Source organism: Clostridium vitabionis (assembly GCF_015351765.1).
Classification (GTDB): domain Bacteria; phylum Bacillota; class Clostridia; order Lachnospirales; family Lachnospiraceae; genus Clostridium_R; species Clostridium_R vitabionis.
In genome coordinates, this window is sequence record NZ_JADKQA010000005.1 from 103,875 (window position 1) to 126,822 (window position 22,948).

General features: G+C 51.8%; 21 protein-coding genes. 10 read left to right on the forward strand and 11 right to left on the reverse strand.

Features of this window, described 5'->3' with window-relative positions:
- Positions 1 to 6: 6 nt before the first annotated feature.
- Positions 7 to 1,704: an acyl-CoA dehydratase activase gene (locus ISF27_RS10370; protein ID WP_194611416.1), complete on the reverse strand. Its 1,698-nt coding sequence runs from the start codon at positions 1,702 to 1,704 to the stop codon at positions 7 to 9.
- Positions 1,701 to 2,987 (reverse strand): 2-hydroxyacyl-CoA dehydratase subunit D, encoded by a 1,287-nt coding sequence (locus ISF27_RS10375; protein ID WP_194611417.1) that lies wholly within the window; start codon positions 2,985 to 2,987, stop codon positions 1,701 to 1,703. Before ISF27_RS10375 ends, ISF27_RS10370 begins: the two co-directional genes overlap by 4 nt.
- Before the next feature lie 168 nt (positions 2,988 to 3,155).
- Between ISF27_RS10375 and ISF27_RS13545 the strand changes: the two genes are divergently transcribed.
- The 3 genes from ISF27_RS13545 to ISF27_RS10385 are packed head-to-tail and all read left to right on the forward strand — an operon-like array spanning position 3,156 to position 4,282.
- A complete protein-coding gene (locus tag ISF27_RS13545) occupies positions 3,156 to 3,590 on the forward strand; it encodes an AzlC family ABC transporter permease (RefSeq protein WP_328701603.1) in 435 nt (144 codons plus the stop codon).
- A 51-nt stretch (positions 3,591 to 3,641) separates the two neighbouring features.
- The gene (locus ISF27_RS13550; protein WP_328701604.1) at positions 3,642 to 3,941 is read left to right on the forward strand and encodes a hypothetical protein; all 300 of its coding nucleotides are present in this window, start codon (positions 3,642 to 3,644) and stop codon (positions 3,939 to 3,941) included.
- On the forward strand, positions 3,941 to 4,282 hold the full coding sequence (locus ISF27_RS10385) for a branched-chain amino acid transporter permease (RefSeq protein WP_235986289.1): 342 nt from the start codon (positions 3,941 to 3,943) through the stop codon (positions 4,280 to 4,282). Before ISF27_RS13550 ends, ISF27_RS10385 begins: the two co-directional genes overlap by 1 nt.
- A gap of 276 nt (positions 4,283 to 4,558) precedes the next feature.
- Here the strand turns inward: ISF27_RS10385 and ISF27_RS10390 are convergent, their stop codons facing one another.
- The 5 genes from ISF27_RS10390 to ISF27_RS10410 all read right to left on the reverse strand — a co-directional run bounded on the left by ISF27_RS10390 (position 4,559) and on the right by ISF27_RS10410 (position 9,466).
- Positions 4,559 to 5,218 (reverse strand): YczE/YyaS/YitT family protein, encoded by a 660-nt coding sequence (locus ISF27_RS10390; protein WP_194611418.1) that lies wholly within the window; start codon positions 5,216 to 5,218, stop codon positions 4,559 to 4,561.
- Between the two features lie 215 nt (positions 5,219 to 5,433).
- Complete coding sequence (locus tag ISF27_RS10395; RefSeq protein ID WP_194611419.1) at positions 5,434 to 6,582, reverse strand: TRAP transporter substrate-binding protein; 1,149 nt, start codon at positions 6,580 to 6,582, stop codon at positions 5,434 to 5,436.
- Positions 6,583 to 6,653: 71 nt separating this feature from the next.
- Complete coding sequence (locus tag ISF27_RS10400) at positions 6,654 to 7,946, reverse strand: TRAP transporter large permease (RefSeq protein WP_194611420.1); 1,293 nt, start codon at positions 7,944 to 7,946, stop codon at positions 6,654 to 6,656.
- Positions 7,943 to 8,464, reverse strand: a complete 522-nt coding sequence (locus ISF27_RS10405) for a TRAP transporter small permease (protein WP_194611421.1) — start codon at positions 8,462 to 8,464, stop codon at positions 7,943 to 7,945. The genes ISF27_RS10400 and ISF27_RS10405 overlap by 4 nt, the downstream gene beginning before the upstream one ends.
- 30 nt (positions 8,465 to 8,494) lie before the next feature.
- A complete protein-coding gene (locus tag ISF27_RS10410; protein WP_194611422.1) occupies positions 8,495 to 9,466 on the reverse strand; it encodes an alpha/beta hydrolase in 972 nt (323 codons plus the stop codon).
- Between the two features lie 193 nt (positions 9,467 to 9,659).
- Between ISF27_RS10410 and ISF27_RS10415 the strand changes: the two genes are divergently transcribed.
- Positions 9,660 to 9,947, forward strand: coding sequence for a LysR family transcriptional regulator (locus ISF27_RS10415; RefSeq protein WP_194611423.1), 288 nt, complete (start codon positions 9,660 to 9,662; stop codon positions 9,945 to 9,947).
- A 94-nt stretch (positions 9,948 to 10,041) separates the two neighbouring features.
- On the opposite strand, the gene ISF27_RS10420 is transcribed toward ISF27_RS10415, so the two are convergent.
- Entirely contained in the window at positions 10,042 to 11,469 is a 1,428-nt protein-coding gene (locus ISF27_RS10420) for an IS5 family transposase (protein WP_194608004.1), read from the reverse strand.
- A gap of 137 nt (positions 11,470 to 11,606) precedes the next feature.
- Here ISF27_RS10420 and ISF27_RS10425 point away from each other — a divergent pair, with 137 nt between their 5' ends.
- From ISF27_RS10425 to ISF27_RS10440, 4 genes are all read left to right on the forward strand, one after another.
- The gene (locus tag ISF27_RS10425) at positions 11,607 to 12,218 is read left to right on the forward strand and encodes a substrate-binding domain-containing protein (protein WP_194611424.1); all 612 of its coding nucleotides are present in this window, start codon (positions 11,607 to 11,609) and stop codon (positions 12,216 to 12,218) included.
- 207 nt (positions 12,219 to 12,425) lie between these two features.
- Complete coding sequence (locus ISF27_RS10430) at positions 12,426 to 14,006, forward strand: glucose-6-phosphate isomerase (protein ID WP_194611425.1); 1,581 nt, start codon at positions 12,426 to 12,428, stop codon at positions 14,004 to 14,006.
- 332 nt (positions 14,007 to 14,338) lie between these two features.
- Positions 14,339 to 15,976, forward strand: a complete 1,638-nt coding sequence (locus tag ISF27_RS10435) for a glucan-binding protein (RefSeq protein ID WP_194611426.1) — start codon at positions 14,339 to 14,341, stop codon at positions 15,974 to 15,976.
- A gap of 357 nt (positions 15,977 to 16,333) precedes the next feature.
- Positions 16,334 to 17,530, forward strand: a complete 1,197-nt coding sequence (locus ISF27_RS10440; protein WP_194611427.1) for a tyrosine-type recombinase/integrase — start codon at positions 16,334 to 16,336, stop codon at positions 17,528 to 17,530.
- A gap of 153 nt (positions 17,531 to 17,683) precedes the next feature.
- On the opposite strand, the gene ISF27_RS10445 is transcribed toward ISF27_RS10440, so the two are convergent.
- Entirely contained in the window at positions 17,684 to 17,986 is a 303-nt protein-coding gene (locus tag ISF27_RS10445) for a type II toxin-antitoxin system HicB family antitoxin (protein WP_194611555.1), read from the reverse strand.
- Between the two features lie 167 nt (positions 17,987 to 18,153).
- Positions 18,154 to 19,725, reverse strand: a complete 1,572-nt coding sequence (locus ISF27_RS10450; RefSeq protein WP_194611428.1) for an N-acetylmuramoyl-L-alanine amidase family protein — start codon at positions 19,723 to 19,725, stop codon at positions 18,154 to 18,156.
- 425 nt (positions 19,726 to 20,150) lie between these two features.
- On the opposite strand from ISF27_RS10450, the gene ISF27_RS10455 reads away from it, so the two are divergent.
- Together ISF27_RS10455 and ISF27_RS10460 are read left to right on the forward strand one after the other, a co-directional pair.
- The gene (locus tag ISF27_RS10455) at positions 20,151 to 22,031 is read left to right on the forward strand and encodes a phosphotransferase (protein ID WP_194611429.1); all 1,881 of its coding nucleotides are present in this window, start codon (positions 20,151 to 20,153) and stop codon (positions 22,029 to 22,031) included.
- A 15-nt stretch (positions 22,032 to 22,046) separates the two neighbouring features.
- The gene (locus tag ISF27_RS10460) at positions 22,047 to 22,532 is read left to right on the forward strand and encodes a DUF5721 family protein (RefSeq protein WP_194611430.1); all 486 of its coding nucleotides are present in this window, start codon (positions 22,047 to 22,049) and stop codon (positions 22,530 to 22,532) included.
- A 100-nt stretch (positions 22,533 to 22,632) separates the two neighbouring features.
- Here the strand turns inward: ISF27_RS10460 and ISF27_RS10465 are convergent, their stop codons facing one another.
- Complete coding sequence (locus tag ISF27_RS10465) at positions 22,633 to 22,788, reverse strand: hypothetical protein (protein WP_194611431.1); 156 nt, start codon at positions 22,786 to 22,788, stop codon at positions 22,633 to 22,635.
- Positions 22,789 to 22,948 lie beyond the last annotated feature (160 nt).

Below are 22,948 nucleotides of genomic sequence, written 5' to 3' on the forward strand. Positions count from 1 at the left end.
AAAATCTCAGGCGGGAGCCTCGGCCTCAACCTTCTCCAGGGCGAAGAGTGCCGCCCCGAGGGCGCCGCAGATCTGCGCCTCCTCGCAGATGTAGATCGGATGCCCGATCTTCTCCTCGAGTGCCTTCACAATCCCCTGGTTCCTGGCGACGCCGCCGGTCATCATGTACTCCTCCATCTCCCCGAGGCGCGAGGCAAGGCCGCCCACCTTGGAGGCCACCGACACGTTGAGGCCGTGGATAATGTCCGGAAGCGCCTTATTCTGCGCGACCAGGGACACCACCTCGCTCTCCGCGAACACGGTGCACATGCTGGAGATCGTCACATTCTCCTTCCAGTCAAGGCCGAGCGTGGACATTTCCGTCAGGGAGATGCCGAGCGTCTTCGCCATCGTCTCGAGGAAGCGGCCGGTACCCGCCGCGCACTTGTCATTCATGAGGAAGTTCTGGACAGCGCCGGCCTCATCCACCCGGATCGCCTTGCTGTCCTGCCCGCCGATATCGATGATCGTGCGGACGAGCGGGTTCAGGAAGTGCGCCCCCTTCGCGTGGCAGGTGATCTCCGTGATGCTCGCGTCGCCCTCGTCGATGTAGGCGCGCCCGTAGCCTGTCGTGACGATGCGGACGATCTGCTCCCTGGACAGCCCCGCCTTCTCCAGGGCCTTCGCGAGGCTCGTCTCCGCGCTCATGGACGCGCCGCCGCCCGTCGGGATGATGATGGAGCTCACCATCTTCCTGTCCTGGTCGAGGATCACCACGTCTGTGCTGGTGGAACCGCTGTCAATGCCCGCCGTATAATATTTTCCTTCCCGGATCATTTCTCTCTGCCTTTCTGTCAGCTGATTCTCCGCCGCGCCGCTGCGGGCGCCGATCGTCTCGGCGAACGCCTCGATCCTGGTTTTCAGCTGTCCCATGCTCTGCGCCGTGTAGTCCGTCTCAATCTTGAGGAGCGGCACCTTCGCCTCCCGGGCCATCCGGGCATACTCGAAGCCGTAAAAATCGCAGAATTTGATGGTATGGTAAATAATCCCCTGGAGCCTCTCATCCAGGAACATTTTCTCCCGCTTGTGGGACGTCGTCATGCGGCAGCAGGGCATCTGCCGGAGAATCGCCTCCGCGTACAGGCGGAACAGCTCCTCATCCGTCCCGGCCGCCCGCATCGCCGGGAGGTCAAAGTCGAGGCTCCGGTTCCCGAGGCAGGTCTCGTTCTCCACCCGCACCGACAGCGCGTCGGCGATGACCTTCTCGAGCGCGGGGCTCACCTTGACGCCGAGAATCCCGACGTAGGGCGTATTTTCCTCTTTCTTCCGGGAAAATGCGCGAAGGAAGCGCTCGCGGTCGAAGGTTTTCCCGGAAAATTTCTCATACGCCCGTTTCAGGCGGAGAATGGACGCCGCGAAAGCGTCAATCTCGCACTCGGTGTCCTCATGAGGCAGATCGAGGATGTAAAGAAAGTCCAGATCCGCCCTGGCCGCCAGGATATCGTAGGTCCGGCGCATCGTGTCGCAGCAGTTGACAAGGATCAGGCTGCGCACATGGCCGCGGAGGACAGCCTCCGTCAGCGCGCGCCCGAAGCCGCAGAGATTGACCGGCGCCACCTTGTCCGCCAGGTCAAAATCCTCCGCCATCTCATGAAAGGGCGCGGTCTCCTCGCCGAAACCGGCAAAAAGCTCGACCGGCGTCCATTTGCAGATATAGTGAATCATCGCATTTTCCCTCCCTGGCGCCGCTTCTCCTCAAGCATCTCCATAAATGCCTCAACCCGCGTCATCAGCTGGCCGTCCGGGCTGTTCGCCGGGTTGCAGCCGTCCGCCTCGAGAATCAGGGTCGGTATCCCCCGCGCCTCCAGCGCGTCACGGATCAGGCCGCTCGCCCCGATCGTCGTCCGGCAGCCCCAGTGGGCGAACAGGATCACGCCCTCGGCGTTGGTGTCCCGGACCATCTGCTCGGCGCAGTCAATGCGGGCCTCCGTCTTCCCGTTGAACGCCGAGTAGACCATCCTTGCCGCCATCGCCTCATAGGGATCCTTCGAGCGGAACGGGCGGAACGCATCGTAGACAATATCGTTCGCGGTCAGATAGATGCGGTCAGAGAAGCTGAACAGCTTCCGGAGCGACGGCTGCATGAACGGCATCAGGTGGATCCAGGCCACCCGGAGGGCGTCCGTCGCCGGCTCCCTGCTGATATCCTGGAGAAGCCCTGCCGTGTAGGAAGCCGTGTCGCGGGTTCCCGCGAGGATCCGGGACAGGAAAACTCCGTACATATCGCTGGTCATTGTCCCGGGGAGGCAGCGCTCCCGCTGGTAGCGCAGGTGCTCCCGGTAATCCGCCGCCGCCTGCGCCTCGCGCGACACCGCCGCCTGGAGCGCCTCCTCCGTGATTTTCCGGTGGGCACTGTCACTGACAAATTCCACCATGCGGTGAAGCTGGTCCGCGACATAGGCGACCGCGTCCTCATTCCGGTCCCAGGGCACATCAATATAGAAGGCGGGAACCTTGTACAATTCCTTTAAATAGGGAAACGTCATCATGTTGCCGTCGCAGGCGAGATTCGTGTACACCATGAACGGCGGTTTCGGCATGAGTCCGCTGGCTGCCGCCCCGTCGAAAATCCGGTGGAAGGAGCACATCGTCTCCGGCACCCCATCCTCGCTGGTCCGGTCAAGAAACAATTTCTCAATATGCGTCCCCGCAAGGTAGCTGGAAAATGCCTCCACCGAGTACGGCAGGATCCCCGCCGCGGCGAGCGGCTCGCCGGGGACAAAGAGGCTCGCCATGCAGGTCTCCTCCGGCTTCGTGAGAACCTTGATCATGAGCCGCATGACCACATCCGCCGCGAACCGCTTCGATTCCGGGAGCCGGCGGTCCGGAAATATCCTCCCGAGCCTCCGGTACGCGCGGTACCCGAACGCGAGAAAACGCCGGGCTTCCGCCGGATCCCTCTCCAGCTTTTTCTGCAGAATCCTGTCAAATACTGAAATATAGTCCATATTTACCTCTCAATCCCAAAACAAGCGGTATTATACCATCGATTCCACAGAAAGGTAAAGACTGTCCTTTGCGCGCGCCGGATTCTGCGGTATAATGATGCGGTATTTCCGTATGCTATAGAAAGGTATTGCGATATGACCCCGCGTGATATAGAAAGGTTTTCCGATATGGCTCCGCATGATAAAAATGAAGTCGCTTCCGGCGGCAGGAAGCAGCTCTCCCGCCCCGGAACCGCGCTCCGCGCCTGCTTTCCCTCCACGATCCCGGTCGCTGCCGGCTACATCTTCCTCGGCGCCACCTACGGCATCCTGATGCGCACCAGCGGATTTCCCTGGTGGCTCCCGATGCTGACCGCGCTGGTCATCTATACCGGCTCGATGGAATTCCTGATGGTGGAAATTCTCCTCTCCTCCTTCCACCCGCTCTCCGCGGCAGCCACGGCCCTGATGATCGGCGCGCGCCACCTCTTCTACGGGCTCTCGATGCTGGAAAAATACCGCGGTACCGGATGGAAGAAATTCTACTTAATTTATACGACGAGCGATGAGACCTTCGCCCTGAACTATGCGGCGGACATCCCGGAGAATATCGACCGGTCCTAGTACTATTTCTGGGTTTCCCTGCTCGACCAGGGCTACTGGGTCACCGGGGCAATGATCGGCGGCATCGGCGGCGGCCTCATCCGTTTTAACACGGACGGCCTGAGCTTCGTCATGACCGCGATGTTCATCGTCATTTTCATCGGCCAGTGGACGAAGGACGCCACCACGCTCCGGAATTTCTTCCCGGATCATGCCGCCCAGCTGATCGGCATCTGTGGTTCCGTCCTCGCCCTCATCCTCTTCGGGCCGGATAACTTCATCATCCCGGCCATGATCATCATCCTGGCCTCCCTGGCGGCAGTCCGCCGCCCGCTGGAGCGCCATCTTGACAGGAAAAAGGAGGCGGAGTAATGCAGACTTCCATGACCATCCCTCAGATGGCCGTCACCGTGGGCGTTGTCGTCCTCGCGACGGTATCCACCCGTTTCCTGCCCTACCTGCTGTTCCCGGAGGGCCGGAAAGTGCCGAAATTCATCCTCTACCTCGGCAAAGTCCTCGGCCCCGCGGTGTTCGGCCTCCTGGTCGTCTACTGCCTCCGGAACGTCTCCTTCGTCTCCGGAAACCACGGCGTGCCGGAAATTCTCGCGTCCGCCACGGTCATCGCCCTGTACCTCTGGAAGAGGAACATGATCCTGCCGATGGCCGGCGGGACTGCGGTCTACATGCTTCTCGTCCAGGCGGTCTTCCGGTAAACTCCGGATTTGCGGGCGGGACAGTTTTGCGCAATTATGACGGTATTGTCGAGCTTGCGAGCATTCTTCACTTCTATCTTCCAAAGCATATCCCACTTCTCTTAACGAAATAGACGGAGCACCCTGCGGTGCTCCGTTACTTGTCTTTATCCAAATTCACATCTATTCAGCGCTTTTCAAAAATATTCGCCCAAAACGCTTGCGGTCGCTTTTTCGAACAGTTCTATCCTATACCTCAGAGTTAAAGGTTGGACATTCTATGATTTCTTCAATCATTTAGGCTGATTCACTTTTACTCAGAAACCGGATCAAGGGTTGTACAAGATGCCCAACGAATGGCATCAGCCCACCAACAGCACATGCCGTTGCCACCGTCCCTTCCCTGACACCGGCGATATGATGTAAAAACAAAAACGAAAATAGCATACTCAATGATACGATTGTGACATCATTAATCAGTTTTACCCGGTGAAATGCACATCCTGTTTTCTGTGAAATCGCGCCTATCATTCCTTCTGTTGGAAGCGGAACCAGATCCGCTTTTAGATAGAAATTCATTCCACCCGCAATCATAAAAATACCGATCACCAGCATTAAAATTCTTCCTAAATAACCACCGGGAATCATAAAATCTCCCAAAAGCCATTTCGTAAAATCCACAAAATAACCGAATATTGTTGAAAACAGAATCTGCGTCAGACTGATCAATTGAAAATCCTTCCGCAAAATCAGAAACTGAATCAGAATAAACAAGCAAAACATCGTGGTAACGCAAATACCCAGCCGAATTGATGTAATAAGAGAAATGACATAAGGAAGACTATTGACAGGAGATATGCCCAGATTAGAGTTGATGGAAAATGGAACCGCGAATGCCATAAAAAACAGTCCAATAATATACTGAATAATTCTTCCCGCCAGATGGTCTGTCCTCATTGAAACCTCCTGTTTCATAACCGATATACGCTACTGCCCTGCCCTCAATACTCATATTTCTTTGTTGAATATGGCAGAGCCTCTTCAGCTGCACATGCATAATTTGTTGGGTAGCATTGTAAAAGCCGCCGCACAGCCCCGCGACGGCTTTTTGATATGGTTAGGTTAACTTCTATGCTTCAAGCAATCTAACATGTATTTTCCATCTATGCCCCTTACATCTGCCCTGCTGCTTTCAGATAGGCATCAGCAAGATCATCTCCAATGGCGCTACGAACCTGATCCCATACCGGCTTTGCTGCCTCTTGCATAGCATCATAGATCTCCGGTGTCTGTTCAAGGAATGTGACTTTGCCTTGCATTTCAGTGGTCACTTTTTCATCATCACTGAACTGAATCCGATACTCATCATAGTTGTCCTGATGGGCAAAATCAATCAGTGCCTGCTGGGCTTCCGGCTCCAAAGCATTGAACTGATCCAGATTCATCAGGCGCATATTAACAAGAGGAAATACAGTAACCGGCATGAAGTATTTCTGAACCTCTGCAAACTTGGAAGATTCCAGCGTTGCTAACGGATTATCTTGCGCTTCTACCAATCCCTGCTGAAGAGACAGATACAACTCACTGAAAGCCAACGGGGTTGGTGCTGCGCCCATATTCTGCCAAAATGCCATGTGATAGGAATTCTCCATCGTCCGAATCTTTAATCCCTTGAAGTCATCCGGAGTTTTCAACTCTCTGTTCGACGACAAACCACGAAACTGCGAGAATCCGAGTCCAAGCAGCTTTAACCCTGACTGCTCCATAATTGATCCCATAGCATCCTCAAACTGGGAAATACCTTCAAATGCCTCCTGACGGCTGGTGTACACAGCTGGCATATCGAAAACTGCGACCTGCGGAACATAATTCAACAGCGGAGAAGAAGCAAGAGAAATCATCGGGATTGATCCCGCAATGCAGTTTTCAATCAGCTCTGAATCCGATCCGAGAGTTCCATCCCAGACGGTCTGAATATTGATCTTGCCCCCACTCGCCTCATTTACCGCCTTCGCGGCATCAACCTGCATCTGATATCCGGCATTTGTAGAAGATGCACTTGATGCGATCGTCAGATTTAGATCTGAAGCAACCTTGTAGGAATCCTGCACGAACTGTCTTTCCTCTGGTTCACCCTCAGCGGATTTGTTGTCGGTATCGGTCGTTTTCGTTGCAGTATCCGCTGCCGTAGTTGCAGATGCCGCCGTTGTCTCTGTGGTCGCTGCTCCAGAAGTTGTTGTAGAGGATGAAGATGAACCGCCGCAAGCAGCAAGCGATGCTGTCATAACTGCCGCCATCATCAATGATACTGTTTTTTTCATAAATCCTCCTTATACTGTTCAAAAATTTGTATTATCTGTTCGTTCGCAAATTATACTAGTAAGCTTGTTTTTTATCCGCTTACAAATACAAGTGAGATCTGAGGAATGTATGTAATTAACATCAGCGCTACCACGTAAAAAGCAATAAATGGAAATGCTTTCCGACCAACATCCATCGGTTTGGCATGAATCATTGGAGCAGCTACAAATAGGTTCATCCCAAACGGCGGGGTAACCATTCCAACTGCGAGGTTGCAGGTCATAACAATTCCCAGATGCACCGGGCTGATACCAAGAGACTGTGCAAAAGGAAGCAGCATCGGTGCAAGGATCATGATTGCCGGGCCTACATCCAGTACCATACCAAGCAGGAACAGAACGACATTCAGAACCAAAAGGAAAATAATCTTGTTTCCAAACGCAGCGGACATCGCAACCGCAAGTGTTTGAGGTGCCTGGAGAAGAACCAGCACTTTTGTAAGAGCCTGCGCCAAAGCAAGCATCATACCAAGCGGTGCATAAGACTGTACAGCTTCCTGAAGAAAAACGATCAGATCTTTAGGTTTGACTGTCTTATAGATAAACAGACAAACAATAATAGCGTAAAATACGGATACACATGCTGCCTCGGTTGGAGTAACAATTCCGGAGTAAATTCCACCGAGAATGATAATCGGAGTGAGAAGAGCCCAGAAGCCGTCCTTAATAACCCCTAAAACACCGCGATTACGGAGCTTCTGATAATTTGCCTCAATTTTTTCTCGATCTTCTCCCTTGCGGAGACAGGTGAACACCGCACAAATCATTAATGCAATGGCAATCAAAATGCCCGGAAAAATACCAGCGGTAAACATCGCGCCGACAGAAGTATCAGTTACCAACCCATACGAAATATATGGGATCGATGGAGGAATTATTACTCCAAGGCCTCCAGCTGTAGCCACCATAGCAGCGGACCATATCGGGTCATAACCAAGTCCTGTCAAAATTGGGATGCACATCGCACCAACCGCCGCACAGGTTGCCGGACCTGATCCCGAAATAGCACCATAAAACAAACAGGTGACAATAACCGCGCACGGCATACCGCCGCGGATCTTCCCGATAAACACAGCAAAGACATCGAATAGTCTTTTTGAAAGACCTCCCGTAGCCATAATCGAACCAGACAGCATAAAAAGCGGAATGGCAAGAATCGAGGTTGTATCAACTCCCTTCAGCATTGCTCTGACAACAAATTCCAAATTTCCGGAAAACGTTGGATTTATTAATGCCGGAACAATTGTGGCGTAGCCGATGCACATGGAGAGAGGGATAGCTGCAACAATACAAACAAAAAATACAATAAATACAGTCGCTGTCATGCTTGCTTTCCCTCCCTTCTCTGTGAATTACCTGCTTCTTTGTTATGATGCTGAATTGTCAGTATAATGCTTTGAATCCCACGGAACGTGCCGAGAATAAATCCAGCAGGCGCACAACTATAGAGAATAACCATTGGAAGATGCATGGCAGGGCTTGTCTGCCATAGTGCGCCTATCTTTGTTCCCATCATGACATGCCAGGAAGGCAAAATTAAAATGGCGCAAAAAATAGTTGCCATTACTTTTGATATAATATCCATTACGTACTGCACCTTCTTAGAGAACAGCACAATCACCGCGTCTACCTTTAGCATTCGATTTGTTCGAATACAATATCCGGTTGCCAACATTACTGAGTAAACAAAGCAGTATCTGCAGAATTCTTCCGCCCATGTGAGCGGAGAATTCAGGAAATAACGCATCAAAACCTGGATCATCATAACGCAAGCAAGAAGCGCCAACAAAATACACAAGATCGCTTCTTCCAAATGCAAATCCAGCCACTTGAGTATCTTCACATTCTCTTCTCCTTAAATATCCCGTACTTTTTAGAATTCTTTAATTCTCATGCCGAATTCACGTCGAAATGAAGCTGCTACTCCCCGATGTACCCATCTCGTCAATGGCTGATCAACCACGCAGAATCCATGTGTTACTCGTGGTGCACAGAGAATTTCCGTTGGTACCCCAGCGGAAAGAAGCCGACTAGCATACTGCAAACCTTCATCACGAAGCGGATCATATTCTGCGACCACTATCATATGCGGATTCAAGTCCTTTAAATCCCTGCAATAAGCAGGCATTGCATAATAGCTGACCGGATTTCCATCTGGTGCAGTATAAATACTCTCTATTTCATCATAATAGCTTTCTGCCGGCATCCCAAGCTTCCCAAACATCAATTTTGATTCTGTCTGATCCAAAGTTAATCCCGGGCACATCAAAACCGTCAGCGCCGGAAGTGGCTCCCCTTGATCCCGTAAATAAAGAGAGAGTCCCGCACTAAGGCTTCCGCCAGCACTTGTCCCATGTATTCCGATTTTCTCCGGATCCCCTCCAATTTCAGACGCATGATCGTGGAGCCACAAATAAGCTGTCCTGCAATCCATCAATTGAGCCGGAAACGGTGTTTCTCTTGTGGCCAGCCGATATTCTACAGAAACTACAATGGCAGGCGTCATCTCCGCCAAACTGATATTGCGATAATTATCAATGTCCAAATTACCGCTTACATATCCACCGCCGTGAATATCCATAATCATGGGAGCTTTCTCAGGAAGACCTGCAGGCCTGATGATTCTAATTTTTAACTGAGAGCCCGGTTCCGTACCAGGAATCATCTCATCATGCATCGTCGTTCCAGCACCCAGCCGGTAAGATTTAATTGTCTCTTGCAATTCACGCATAGAAACATTTCCTCCGGCATCAGTCTCCAAGTTCATTGCCACATGAGCCTCATATCCGGGATATGGATGTAGATTGGTATTTTTCACTCGCATTTGTTCTGATTCTCCCTCCATTTTTGAATTATTATGGTTTTAATGCATATTTTTATGGCATTTTATTTTTATATTTTGTTCACTTTTCACATATCATCATAAGAAAAACAATGGATAATTTCCAATACATTTAGCCTTTGTTGATTCATAATTTTTGTGTTATGGTTTTATATGGAAATTCGTCATACTCGAATTTGAAAGAAAGGATACTTTTATGGAATTGCTTCAGCTTCAATATTTTATAGAAGTAGTACAACAACAAAGTGTCACAAAAGCTGCTGAGAAACTCCATATTTCTCAGCCTTCCCTCAGTCAATCGCTTCATCGGCTTCAACAAGAAGTTGGGATCTCAATTTTTCAAAAGGACGGGCGAAAGCTCCGTCTCACAGAATCTGGTAGAACCTTCTATCTCCGTATTGCCAATGCATTGCAGGCGATCACAAATGCATGTGAAGAAGCAAATGGAACCATTCTTCAAGGGAACATTTTGATTGGTACTTAGTGTCTGCTCAACATTGGGTCCAATTTTAGCAAACTGCAAAGGTATCTGGACGGCTGCCAACCGTACAGTGCAGCCCGGAATTCTGGCGAATTGCTCACGTTGCATCGTCCATTTCGATGAACTGCGCTGTTTCCGGCCCGTATCCGCAGTCCGCAAAATAAAGCACAAAAAGATTCCCTGTAGGAATTGCGAAGAGGTTGGTGACATAGACTGATAATGCGATAGATGCCAGTGTTGTTTCAGCCAGTCTGGTCATAATGAGACCAGCGCCGTTACAACGCTTCTCCCTGCTGAAGAAGCGCTCTACCTCGATCCGGTCAGTGTTGTCTTTATACTCCTCCCGGTTAGCCTTATGATCGGCTGCGGGACGCCCCAGTCTCGGGCCGGAGATGCGGATGCCGTGCTCTTTACAGTAAGCACGGTTCGCCCTTGTCCTGTAGATCTGGTCAACAAGAACCCGTACCGGATAATGCCCGGTGCGTTCCTTATAACGTTCTACCGCATCCTGCAGGACAGAGCTCTCATTGTAAGGATCAAACTGGAGCTTCTCCAGGCGGGCGTGGCCCTTTTCGTCAATGCTGACATCATACTTGGCGCCAAACTCCACGGGAGACTTGGCTTTGCCGCGCACGATGGGACGGATATACGGCTGGCTGATGCTCACAATCCGGTCATCCACTCTGTGAGTGTTGTTATCAAACATGTACTTCTGCTGTTCGTACAGCTTCTGGACGGTCAGATAGCAGTCAATATACTTCTGTGGCAGGGCATAGCCTTCTGTCATGTATGCCTCCAGATACCGCAGATCGCGATTCAGGCAGCCAAGCTGCTTACGGATCAGGCTCCGGAGCTTCTTCGTCGGGCGTTTTTTGGCTTTCGCCATGGCAAGATATTCTTTTCTTGCGCGCCTCCGGTATGTTCTGGGCTTCGTCCATGGATGATACTGGTGATGGAAATAGTCAATCATCTCTTCGAGCTTCTCCCTGGCATCATTGAGAAGCACAAAGTCCTGAGGATACTTGATGTTGGACGGAGAACAGGTGGCATCCAGAATGAAAGTCCCCACGTTCTCCCCGTCGGCGGATTTTTCCGGTTTATCGCCGGCATGTTCCGGCGTGGCAGCGCCTGCAGCAAGGTATTCTTCATTCGCCATCATCAGAAAACGGGAATCCAGCCTGCGGCGAAAATACACGAGAACTGTCGGCTTGAACGGGCAGGTGTCCGAAAACCGGTCCATACCAATGAAGTACTGGTAATACGGGTTTTGGGCGACTTCCTTAACCAGCCTGCGGTCAGAAAGCCCCTCACGTTTCTGAATGATCAGAGCACCGAGAGCAACACGCAGAGGAAAGGCCTGCCGTCCTTCGTGTGAGGGAAAGAGAGAAGCGTACACTTTTTCCAGGCTTGTCCAGTCGATGGCATTTGCAAGCCGGACCCATTCATTGTTTTCATCCAGCGGTGTTCCACAGCTCTGGTTGAAATCAAAAATCGAAATCTGGTGCTCGGACGGTTTTTTGTACATGGCGGACTGCCTCGGATATATCAATAAGTGCAAAGAAATTAGGAGAAATTGCAAAAATCTTTGCACTTATTATACCGCAATCCGCCGTTATTGTCAGTAAATATTGCATTCTACGCTATTGAGCAGACACTACTTATATGCCAATCAGGCCTTTGATCCCCTGTCTGGAAGCCTTCACGTCGCAAAATCCAGATATTACCTTTTCCATCTTCGATATTGTCAACATGAAACAAATTCAACCAGAACAATTTGACGCTTTACTCTATTATGCCCAATCCAATACGTTAAACATGGGAGAAGGCGAACTAATAGGAACCACTCAAGGTGTCTATGTTCTTCCGGCGTCCACGCCACTTAAAAGCAAAAACGAGCTCACACTAAAAGATCTCATCTCCGAACCACAGGTATCTTTACTCTGGGGTGATAGCAAGGTGGAGGAAATTTTTGATGACTACCGACACATGGGCATGGTGCCTAATATCCGTTACCGCACCAACAGTTCTGCCATAAAAAAGGAAATTATGGCTGCTGGTCTGGCGGTTGGTTCCTCCAATCTGATGGTTATTGCCGATTTAAAAAACACGCTTTCTTCAGCTATGATCCCTAAAGCTACTGTATACATTCAAACCAGCAACTGGATATCCTGTTACATTGGCTGGCGAAAATCAGAATTTCTCTCTCCTGCCGCACTTGCTTTTAAAAAATTCACTCACCAATGGCTTAGGGATCATCCGGATCAAAAGTATTAATCCAGACACCTTGTTATGTTATGCAATTTTCAATCTGAAAGCTAGAGACCGCCGTGTCTTTGGAGTACTGATAAGATCAGTATAAACAGTAAAACATCTCTAAACCCGCGGAAATCCCCCGGATCATTGATTCCCCTCCCGGCTTAGAGTAAAATAGCGTTGAATAAGCATCTGCAATATCCAGAACAAATCAGGAGGATAAGGGACATGATTAACTGGAAAAATCTCGATGAGCTGACATCCTACGGCGAACTTCGGAAGACGAAGCCCGTGGATCTTGCCCGGGTAATGACGGGAGACCAGGGAGCTGCCCGTGTGGCAAATTACCAGATTCCCATGGGTGCCGGCCTCGTGTACAATTTCGCGGCAAAAGCCGTGGACGATGATATTCTTGCCGCCCTGGAGAAGCTGGCGGGGGAAGCCCAGCTCTCCGAGAAGTTTGAAGACCTCTATAATGGCGATGTGGTCAACACCGGGGAGAAGCGCCTTGTCCTCCACCACCTGACCCGCGGCCAGCTCGGGAAGGACGTCATCGCCGACGGCGTCAACAAGCGCGCCTTCTATGAAGAACAGCAGAAGCGGATCGCCGATTTCGCCGGCCAGGTACACGCCGGGAAGATCGCGAACGGCGCCGGGGAGAAATTTACCACTGTCGTCCAGATCGGCATCGGCGGCAGTGACCTCGGCCCCCGGGCAATGTATATCGCGCTCGAGAACTGGGCGAAAAAGACCGGAAACTTCAAGATGGAGGCGAAGTTCATCAGCAACGTCGATCCGGACGACGCCTCCGCGGTTCTTGACGCCATCGATGTGGCGCACGCCCTGTTCATCCTGGTATCCAAGTCCGGAACCACCCTGGAGACGCTGACCAACCAGTCCTTCGTCATGGATGCCCTGAAGAAGAGAGGGCTTGATCCCGCGAAGCACATGATCGCAGTCACCTCTGAAACCTCCCCGCTCGCGAAGAGCAGCGACTATCTTGCCGCCTTCTTCATGGACGACTATATCGGCGGCCGCTATTCTTCCACCTCCGCGGTCGGCGGAGCGGTCCTTTCCCTCGCCTTCGGCCCGGACGTATTCGCCCGCTTCCTTGCAGGCGCGCACGAGGAGGATGTTCTTGCCGCCGGAACCGATGTCCGGAAGAACCCGGCCATGATGGATGCCCTGATCGGATTCTACGAGCGCAGCGTCCTCGGCTATCCGGCCACCGCCGTTCTCCCGTACTCCCAGGCGCTGAGCCGCTTCCCGGCGCATCTCCAGCAGCTGGACATGGAATCTAACGGAAAGTCGGTCAACCGCTTCGGCGAGCCGCTCAGCTATGTGACCGGCCCTGTGATCTTCGGCGAGCCGGGCACCAATGGCCAGCACTCTTTCTACCAGCTCCTCCACCAGGGCACGGACATCGTCCCGCTCCAGTTCGTCGGCTTCCGCAAGAGCCAGCTGGAAAATGATGTCGTGATCCAGGGTTCCACAAGCCAGCAGAAACTCTGCGCCAATGTCGCCGCCCAGATCGTCGCCTTCGCCTGCGGGAAGCAGAATGAGAACCTGAACAAGAATTTCAAGGGCGGCCGCCCGTCCAGCATCATCATCGGCGACCAGCTGACCCCGGAGTCCCTCGGCGCCCTTCTCGCCCACTTCGAGAATAAGGTCATGTTCCAGGGCTTCCTGTGGAACGTCAACAGCTTCGACCAGGAGGGCGTGCAGCTCGGCAAGGTTCTCGCCAAGGCTGTGCTCGCCCACGAGACCGACGGAGCCCTGACCGCGTACAGCAAGCTGCTCGGCATCTGAACGGCATAGATTTCCTGCACAGGCAACAACTGCCGGAAGGCTCAGCCTCCGCCCGAAAGGGCGGGGGCTTTTTTCCTTCTGTGTCTTCACGACCTATCTGATCATGACCTTTGACGCGGCTTCTGACACAGGATTTTTAGGATCTGTGACAACAATCCCCACATTTTGAACAATTTTTACTGATTTTCCAGACACGGATTCTGACACAGAAACGCTGGAAAATCCCCTATCTCCTGTCCATCTCTATGCCACTTATCCTGCCTTCCCCAAGACTGCGAATCCATTTTCTACACAAAGCATTTCAAAAAAGGAAAAAGGAGTGTGCAATCATTATGAAAAAGCAGACGAAAGTCGTAGCAGTTCTTTCTGCCGCTGCTCTGCTCGCAATGGGCGCTTCCATGACTTCCTTCGCCGCTGGTTGGGAGAAGGATGACGAGGGAATCTGGCACTATTACGATGCTGACGGCGACATGGTAACCAGCGATTGGGCTAAGGATGGTTCCAATTGGTACTATCTGGATGAGGACGGCAACATGCTGACCGATGCCTGGGTAGATGACGACTACTATGTTGGTTCCGACGGCGCTATGCTGAAGAACCAGTGGGTAAAGACCTTTGCTGATGATGAGGATCAGTCTGAGCCCGACGAAGCAGGTGAGCACTGGTATTACTTCGGCGCGAAGGGCAAGAAAGTTTCCGGCAGCCCGGAGGATAAGAAGATCAACGGCAGAACTTACTACTTCGATGAAGACGGTAAGATGTACTATGGTTGGCATGAGTTCAACGGCGAAGTTTACTACCTCGGCGGCGAGGATGAAGGCTGGAGAGCTGAATCCCAGTGGCTGTGGCTGGAGAAGTCCAGTTTAGCGGTTGATAACGACGACGATGATGATGTCGACAGCGACGTTGTTCTTAATTGCGACGAAGATGATAAGTGCGACGATGAAGGCTGGTATTGGTTCCAGTCTTCCGGCAAGATGTACCACAAGGCCGATAAGAAGAAGATCAATGGCCATTTCTTCATGTTCAACGATCACGGCCAGATGCTGTATGAGTGGATCGATAAGGATACCAAGCTGACGCTTTCTTCTAATGCAGCTCTTGACGGCAAAGCTACCGCGGGCACCGCTACGATCGGCCAGATGCTCTGGTATAAGGAAAACGGAAATGCTTCTGATGACGGCTCCCGTTACACCGGCTGGATGCAGATCGACGGCTCCGAGGATGTAGGCACGGATACCGATACCGATTGGTATTACTTCAAGGATTCCAAGGCCAAGCACGCTGACGTTGCTAATGACGCGAATGGTCTCTATGACGGTCAGGATCCGGTTTACGTAATGCGTGAGAAGATCGACGGCAAGTATTTCGCCTTCAACGAAGATGGGCAGATGCAGGATGGCCTTCAGTACATCGGCGGTAATATGTACTACTTCGATGACAACGGTTATCAGCAGACCGGCAAGATCTCGAACGTAGAAGAGGATGACGACGATACTTACTATTACTATTTCCAGACCAAGAACAATGGTAACGGTAAGGGCTTTGACGGAACCAAGGATGATGTCCTTTACTTCCTGGGCAAGAGACTTGAGGCTGAGGATAGCTACAGAATCTACAACGTAAATGGCAAGTGCTATCTGGTTAATACTAAGGGCAAGATCCAGAAGACCAAGGGCACCAATGTAACGAAGAAAGTAGATCTTGAGAAGCTGGATGGCACCTCCGAGGACGATGTAACAGTAACCATCTCCAGCGGCAAGGTTGTCAGTGTTGACAAGGGCAATCTGGAGGATTATGCAGAGGTTCCGCACATCGAGCTTAAGGATGACTGGATCTATCCGGTACCGACCGCTGATGGTGGTAAGGCTATTGTCAACAAGCAGTATCTTGAGGATGTAGGCGATGAGCTTTCTGTAAAGGAAGCAACTGGTAACCAGAACAAGCCGGCATATCCTTCTAATAAGTAATAACTTAATCTAGGAAGGGAGCTGCTCTAAAAGGGGCAGCTCCTTTTTTCCTGATTCTCCAGTAATCGAACGAATCACATCGTCACAAAAAATATTTCGCTTTAAACACTCTAATACAGCTTGAACTTAGTTGACAAAAATGATTAGACAGAGACTTGTGCTTTCACTTTCGGGTGGAGGCGCAGGCCTTCTTTTTATACTCCACTGCTTTCCTATGATTCCATCCGATGTCCACGCATCAATTTCACTACTCTCACCTCTCGGAGCATCGACATTCTTGACAATTTCCTGTTACCGCTCAATCTTATATAGCGGGCATGATATGCACTATTCTATTGGAGAAGGAGTATTTTTCAGATGAAGGCAACGAGGGGAATCTGTCATCGCAAGGATGGCCGCTATATGTGGCGTTTTCAGCATAAAAACAGGATCTATCTGGGCTACGCCCTGCGGCTTCGTGATGCTGAGCGGGACATGATTCTGAAAAAGGCAGAGATCTATCAGGCGGAAATGCCCGGTGAATTGTCAGGATCGGATACTGCGCAGCGCGGAGACAGTGCCGGATATGGGACAGCCGAAAAAACACAGGAAACCCTGGACAGCATTTTCCCACGGTGGATCGAAGAAAAGCGGAAGCGCTGCAAGGAGCTGACCTGCTATACCTATCGGCACAATTATAAGAACTGCCTGAGACAGGCGCTCGGCACAGTGCCGGTCACAGAGATCAGCGCGGAAATGATCACTGACACTATGGACAATCTTGCCCGGCGCTACTCTCGTACGATCATCAATACCAACATCACGATCCTGAACGGACTCCTTACCTATGCTGTCAGGCAGAAAATTCTCCGGGAAAATCCGATGAAATCTGCGGTCATGCCGGCCACCGCGCCGTGGAGCCGGAAACCTGTCCTTGACCGGCAGGAAGAGCGCGATCTGCTCACTGCCGTCAAAGGCAGCCGTTTCGCGTCGCTATATCGCCTTGCCGCCTATACCGGCATGCGGATTGGCGAAATCTGCGGCCTCTGCTGGGAGGATATCGACTGGGATCATCATTGGATTCACGTTACCCACACGCTGGATTATACTTCTGAACATGGCCTTTACCTGGAATCCCCCAAAACGAAAACCTCACGGAGGATCATTCCCATGCTCCCGCGGACGGAAGAACTGCTGCACCGCTGTCGGGATCAGCAGCAAAGATGGAAGGAAGCGGCTGGCGACTGCTGGAAAGGCGCGGGGAAGACAGAATCTCTGGTCTTTACAACACCTCTTGGCAGGCCCATCTATCAAGGAAGCATCAACTACGACCTCCGCCAGATCCGTGAAACGATGAAATCTGCCGGAAAATCCGCCAAGCACTTCACTTTCCACACGTTCCGCCACAGCTTCGCCACAAGGTGCATCGAGGAGGGGATGAATTACAAGACTTTGCAGACCATCCTCGGCCACAGCAGCATGAAGACAACCATGGATATTTACACGCACTGCCTCCCCGACACAATGATGAACGAGCTCCGGGAAGTGGACAGGAAAGCATTTGCCGAAAATTAAGGTTTTTCCGAAGAAGAGCTTGCGGCCGACGGAAACCGGCACAAGGGGTAAACATCTTTATGAGTGAAAGAAATAAGGCTTGCACCAAAACGGTACAAGCCAATTTTTCGTTACGCGCCCATCGCGTGGTGTTGATGGAACACTTGACTCCCATTACTTTGTTCTTGCCAATTTTTCTTCTATTGCTTCTTCTACAAATCTATTCAAACTCTCGCCGTGATTGATGGAATAGATTGCTGCTTTCTGATGGATTTCAGGGCGAACCCTTACATTAAAACTCCCCTTGTAGGCTTTTTCAGGACGCACTCCTTCCTCCTCGCAATCCGCAAGATAATCATCAACAACGCTTTCAAAAGTAAAAAAAGAAGGCCTGCGCCTTCGCCCAAAAGCGAAGACACAGGCCAGCTGACCATGATTCGTGCTGGACCAAAAAGCAAATTTGCTAAGTTCGGACAGCGCTTTTGCTTGTCCTCACTAAGCAAATTTGCATAGCTCGCACTAGACTCGCGCTTCGCCCGCGGGCCCGCGCTTGTTAAGTGCTCTGCTAATAAAAAGAGGGGCTGCCCTCCAGGAGCAGTCCCCCTTTGATCCTCAGTCAGACCTCACTGCAATCAGCAGAAAGATCAGTCAGCGGAAGTTAACGTACCGGTCTTGTAATCAGTACCAGCATCAACGATAGCAGCTGCACCATTCTCATCCGGAACGATCCAGTTATCGCAAAGCTCGATGTGCGGAACTTCGATCTCTTCAGCGGACAGACCCTTGCCTGCAAGATCAGAAGCAGTCAGGACACCGGTCTTCTTGTTCGGAGCAAGCTGAACATCCTCAACTACACCGCCGCCCAGAGTCTCGATGTCATACTTCTTGTCGGTCTTCTGAACACGACCCTTGGAGTTTACAACGTAATACTTGGAGCCGATCTGGAAGATTCTGTAATCATCCTCAGCCTCGCATCTCTTGCCCATGAAGTAAAGGATGTTGTCCTTAACACCGTTGTAGCCCTTGCCGTTGCCGTTGTTCTTGGTCTGGAAGTAGTAGTAGTAGGTGTCGTCGTCATCCTCTTCTACGTTCGAGATCTTGCCGGTCTGCTGATAGCCGTTATCATCGAAGTAGTAGGTGTTGCCCTCAATAAACTGAAGACCGGTCTGCATCTGGCCCTTTTCGTTGAAGGCGAAATACTTGCCGTCGATCTTCTCACGCATTACGTAAACCGGATCGCCGTCATCCCTAAGGCCGTTCACGTCGCTGGCGTCAGCATGCTTAGCCTCGCCCTTCTTGAAGTAGTACCAGTCGGTATCAGTATCTGTGCCGACATCTTCAGCACCGTCGATCTGCATCCAGCCGGTGTAGCGGGAACCTTCGTCAGCGTCGTTACCGTTCTCCTTGTACCAGAGCATCTGGCCAATGGTAGCGCTGCTCGGGGTAGCAATACCGTCAAGCTGGGCGTTGGAAGCGCTCAGCTTGGTGCCGTTGATCCACTCATACAGCATCTGGCCGTGCTCGTTGAACAGGAAGTAATAGCCGTTGATCTTCTTCTTCTTGGCTTCCTTGTACATCTTGCCGGAAGACTGGAAGTAGTACCAGCCCTCATCGTCGCAGTCATCATCCTCGGTGCAGCCAAGAACAGCCTGATCATCGGTATCATCATCACTGTCATCGTCAGCTGCTAAGGAAGACTTCTCCAGCCACAGCCACTGGGACTCGGCTCTCCAGCCTTCATCCTCATCGCCGAGATAGTAAACGTCGCCGTTCTTCTCCTGCCAGCCGTGAAGCATCTTGCCGTCAGCATCGAAGTAGTAGGTCTTGCCGTTGATCTTCTTGTCGTCATCGGTAACCTTCTTGCCCTTCGAGCCGAAGTAGTACCAGTGCTCGCCGGAATCTTCCGGATCACTGTTGTCCTCGTCGTCAGCAAGCGTCTTCACCCACTGGTTCTTCAGCATAGCGCCGTCAGAGCCAACATAGTAATCATCGTCTACCCAGGCATCGGTCAGCATGTTGCCGTCGTCGTCCAGATAGTAGAAATTGGAACCATCCTTAGCCCAATCGCTGGTTACCATGTCACCGTCAGCATCGTAATAGTGCCAGATTCCCTCGTCATCCTTCTCCCAACCAGCGGCGAAGGAAGTCATGGAAGCGCCCATTGCGAGCAGAGCAGCGGCAGAAAGAACTGCTACAACTTTAGTCTGCTTTTTCATAATGATTGCACACTCCTTTTTCCTTTTTTGAAATGCTTTTTCTCGAAACTCCTGAATCGCATCACGGTTGCATTATACCCTTGGCCTCAGAAATAATCAAGTCAAAATTAAGACTTTCTTAATCTGGTGCCCATGCGAATGCCCCGCTCCGATTACATGATGAATTATAGTCCAGGTATACAAGAATTGCTATAAATATTCTCTGAGCGATTTCTTACGGAAATGTTACATTTTCAGCGTCAAAGTCGTAAGAAATCCATGCGATAAATTCCGCGTCATCTGCGTTATGCATTCTCCGCGGCCGCATTTTTCTTGAACCGGCACGGATCCGGTGCTATAATGTTCACATATAGAAAAATTATTATTTTTTTGAACTTTAAACAGGCAGGCGTACCGCCTGCCCTTTTCCGAAAGTTGGAGGTCCTATGGATAAGATTGCTCTGGTGCTTCGAAGCTACCTCGAGGATGATCACCTTTCCCAGCGCAGGCTTGCGGAAATTCTTCACGTCTCCCTCGGGACAGCGAACAAGCTGGTCGCCGAATGTATCCAGCGCGGCTTTCTTGAACCTGTTTCTACTATTTATAATAAGACCCGCCGTTACGCCCATGAGGATTACCGCCTCTCGGACACCGGGAAGAGCTATCTCGCGCCCTCCCGCGTGGATGGCGCCGTAATCTTTGCCGCCGGCTTCGGCTCCCGCTTCGTCCCCCTGACATTCGAGACGCCGAAGGGACTGGTCGAGGTCTTTGGCGAGCGTATGATCGAGCGCCAGATCCGGCAGCTCCACGAGGCAGGAATCACCGATATTACGATTGTGGTCGGCTATCTCAAGGAGAAGTTCGAGTACCTCATCGACAAATTTGGGGTGAAGCTTCTTTACAATCCGGAATACCGCGACAAGAATACCCTGGCCACCTTCTACCACGCCCGGGAGCTGTTCCGCGGGAAAAATATGTATCTTCTAGTCTCCGACAACTGGCTCCGCGGCAATATGTACCACGCCTATGAACCGGGTTCCTGGTATTCCGCTGTCTATATGAAGGGGGAGACCTCCGAATGGTGCCTGGACATCAATAAGAAAGGCCGTATCACCGGCGTGCAGATCGGCGGCAGGGATTCCTGGGTGATGTACGGGCCGATCTACATGGACAGGGCATTTTCCGAAAAGTTCATCCCTCTGCTCGAGGAGGAATATCAAATGCCGGGTACCGAGCAGAATTACTGGGAATACACGCTGATGCACCACATCGGCGAACTGGAGATGGACGCGAACTTCCAGCCGGAGAACCAGGTCTATGAGTTTGAGAACCTGGAGGAGCTCCGCGCCTTCGACCCCCGCTACCAGAATCATTCGGACAATAAGGCCCTGGAGCTTGTCTCCGAGGTCTTCAAGATCCCCGAGGCGAAGATCATCAATATCCGCTGCCTGAAAAGCGGGATGACCAACCGCTCCTTCCTCTTTGAGGTCGAGGGAAGCCATTACATCTGCCGGATTCCCGGGGAGGGCACGGACAAGCTGATCAACCGCGCTGAGGAGGCCGCCGTCTACCGGGCGGTCGCGCCGCTGAAGATCACCGAGACCATCCTCTATTTCGATGAGCACACCGGATATAAGATTTCCCGGTACTATGAGGGCGCGCAGAATGCCGATTTCCACGATCCCTGCTCAGAGACGGTGGAGAAATGCATGGCGCTCCTCCGCACCCTGCACGGTTCCGGCATCACGGTCGGGCATAAGTTTGATATCGGTGAGCGGATTGATTTCTATGAGGAGCTCTGCCGGGGCATGGAAATGCAGCTTTTTGAGGATTATCGCGAGGTGCGCGCCCACGCGGACCAGCTTCTCCGCGCGCTGGCAAGGCTGGAAGCGCCCGGCTGGACCTCCTCCCGTGCAGTCCCGGAGACACCGGAAGGCCCGCATCACCGGAAAATGGTGCTCTCCCACATTGACCCCGTGAAGGACAATTTCCTTCTCCTCCCGGACGGGCGGGTGAAGCTGATCGACTGGGAGTATGCCGGCATGCAGGATCCGCTGATCGACATCGGCATGAGCAGCATTTACACCTACTACTCCGCCGCAGAGACTGACCAGCTGCTGAAAACTTACCTCAAACGGGAGCCCACTGACGAGGAACGGTTTGTCACTTTCGCCTTTGCCGCCCTCGGCGCGTTCCTCTGGGCGCTCTGGGCCGTCTATAAGAGCATGGCCGGCATCGAATTCGGCGATTACACGATCATCATGTACCGGTATATGAAGGAATATTACCGGAAGCTTGAGCGGGAACTTCCGGGATTCCTGGCCTAAAAGGAGGCGGCACGGATGGTATCACTGAAAATCGAGGATCTGCCTGCCTTCACCCGGCAGTTATTCACCGGAGACACCTTCGACCGGTTTCTTGTCCAGGAAGCCCGGATCGTCACCTTTAACGCATTCACCATCGACGGGCGGATCCGAGCGGAATACTTCCCCGATGGCGATTACACCGAAGAATATTCCAGCTGGAAAATGCTCCGGCCCTTCTGTTTTTCCCTGATCCGCGGGAAGCGCCTTCCGGAGAGCTTCTCTATCGTCCTTGCGCTCCCGCCTGCCGGCGCGGAAAGTTTCACCCGGCGGATCATGCCGGATGCCCCCGAGGGGCTCGTGCGCGGCCTCTACCTGAATATCCGGTACGAGGACAAGGTGTGCCGGCTGGTCACCGGGACCAGCCTCACCCAGTTCACCGTCGATAAGCGGATCGAGCATGAATGGGACAGCGCAGCGGGTGGATTTCTAAAAAAAGCGGAGATTGGTTATCTTGAGGAATGAACGGCGCCATTTTGCCGCCGGATCGGCAAGACCCCCACATCGGGCGAAGGTTTACTCCGCCCGATGTGGGGGTCTACTGAAAAAAGCAGATTGGCTGAATTCATGCCGACCGCTTGGTATCCAATTCTTCGATTTCCTTTACCGTCAACCCAGTAACTTTAGCAATGTCGTCATAAGACAATTTGTTAAGCGCGAGCATATTCCTGGCTATTTCTCTGGCAGTTTCATTTCTCAGCTCATCCATCACCTTACTCATAATTGCCACCCCTTTCTCATCTTCTTTAAAATACCTAACCCGATCAGTCAAGCGTGGATCTCAGTGGCTCAGCACATATCCCGCGATCAGCCCCGGAACTACCCCGGGGATTCCACTTGAGGCAATGAAGCCAAACCGAAAGGAGCGAAAGGTTGATTGG

Coding starts and splice junctions, on each gene's coding strand:
- ISF27_RS10385 (WP_235986289.1), top strand. CDS start 3,941: ATGCAGACTTCCATGACCATCCCTCAGATGGCCGTCACCGTGGGCGTT.
- ISF27_RS10460 (WP_194611430.1), top strand. CDS start 22,047: ATGGTATCACTGAAAATCGAGGATCTGCCTGCCTTCACCCGGCAGTTA.
- ISF27_RS10420 (WP_194608004.1), bottom strand. CDS start 11,469: ATGTACAAAAAACCGTCCGAGCACCAGATTTCGATTTTTGATTTCAAC.
- ISF27_RS10440 (WP_194611427.1), top strand. CDS start 16,334: ATGAAGGCAACGAGGGGAATCTGTCATCGCAAGGATGGCCGCTATATG.
- ISF27_RS10435 (WP_194611426.1), top strand. CDS start 14,339: ATGAAAAAGCAGACGAAAGTCGTAGCAGTTCTTTCTGCCGCTGCTCTG.
- ISF27_RS10415 (WP_194611423.1), top strand. CDS start 9,660: ATGGAATTGCTTCAGCTTCAATATTTTATAGAAGTAGTACAACAACAA.
- ISF27_RS10370 (WP_194611416.1), bottom strand. CDS start 1,704: ATGATTCACTATATCTGCAAATGGACGCCGGTCGAGCTTTTTGCCGGT.
- ISF27_RS10425 (WP_194611424.1), top strand. CDS start 11,607: ATGCCAATCAGGCCTTTGATCCCCTGTCTGGAAGCCTTCACGTCGCAA.
- ISF27_RS13550 (WP_328701604.1), top strand. CDS start 3,642: ATGATCGGCGGCATCGGCGGCGGCCTCATCCGTTTTAACACGGACGGC.
- ISF27_RS10455 (WP_194611429.1), top strand. CDS start 20,151: ATGGATAAGATTGCTCTGGTGCTTCGAAGCTACCTCGAGGATGATCAC.
- ISF27_RS10400 (WP_194611420.1), bottom strand. CDS start 7,946: ATGACAGCGACTGTATTTATTGTATTTTTTGTTTGTATTGTTGCAGCT.
- ISF27_RS10450 (WP_194611428.1), bottom strand. CDS start 19,725: ATGAAAAAGCAGACTAAAGTTGTAGCAGTTCTTTCTGCCGCTGCTCTG.
- ISF27_RS10375 (WP_194611417.1), bottom strand. CDS start 2,987: ATGGACTATATTTCAGTATTTGACAGGATTCTGCAGAAAAAGCTGGAG.
- ISF27_RS13545 (WP_328701603.1), top strand. CDS start 3,156: ATGGCTCCGCATGATAAAAATGAAGTCGCTTCCGGCGGCAGGAAGCAG.
- ISF27_RS10395 (WP_194611419.1), bottom strand. CDS start 6,582: ATGAAAAAAACAGTATCATTGATGATGGCGGCAGTTATGACAGCATCG.
- ISF27_RS10390 (WP_194611418.1), bottom strand. CDS start 5,218: ATGAGGACAGACCATCTGGCGGGAAGAATTATTCAGTATATTATTGGA.
- ISF27_RS10410 (WP_194611422.1), bottom strand. CDS start 9,466: ATGGAGGGAGAATCAGAACAAATGCGAGTGAAAAATACCAATCTACAT.
- ISF27_RS10430 (WP_194611425.1), top strand. CDS start 12,426: ATGATTAACTGGAAAAATCTCGATGAGCTGACATCCTACGGCGAACTT.
- ISF27_RS10465 (WP_194611431.1), bottom strand. CDS start 22,788: ATGAGTAAGGTGATGGATGAGCTGAGAAATGAAACTGCCAGAGAAATA.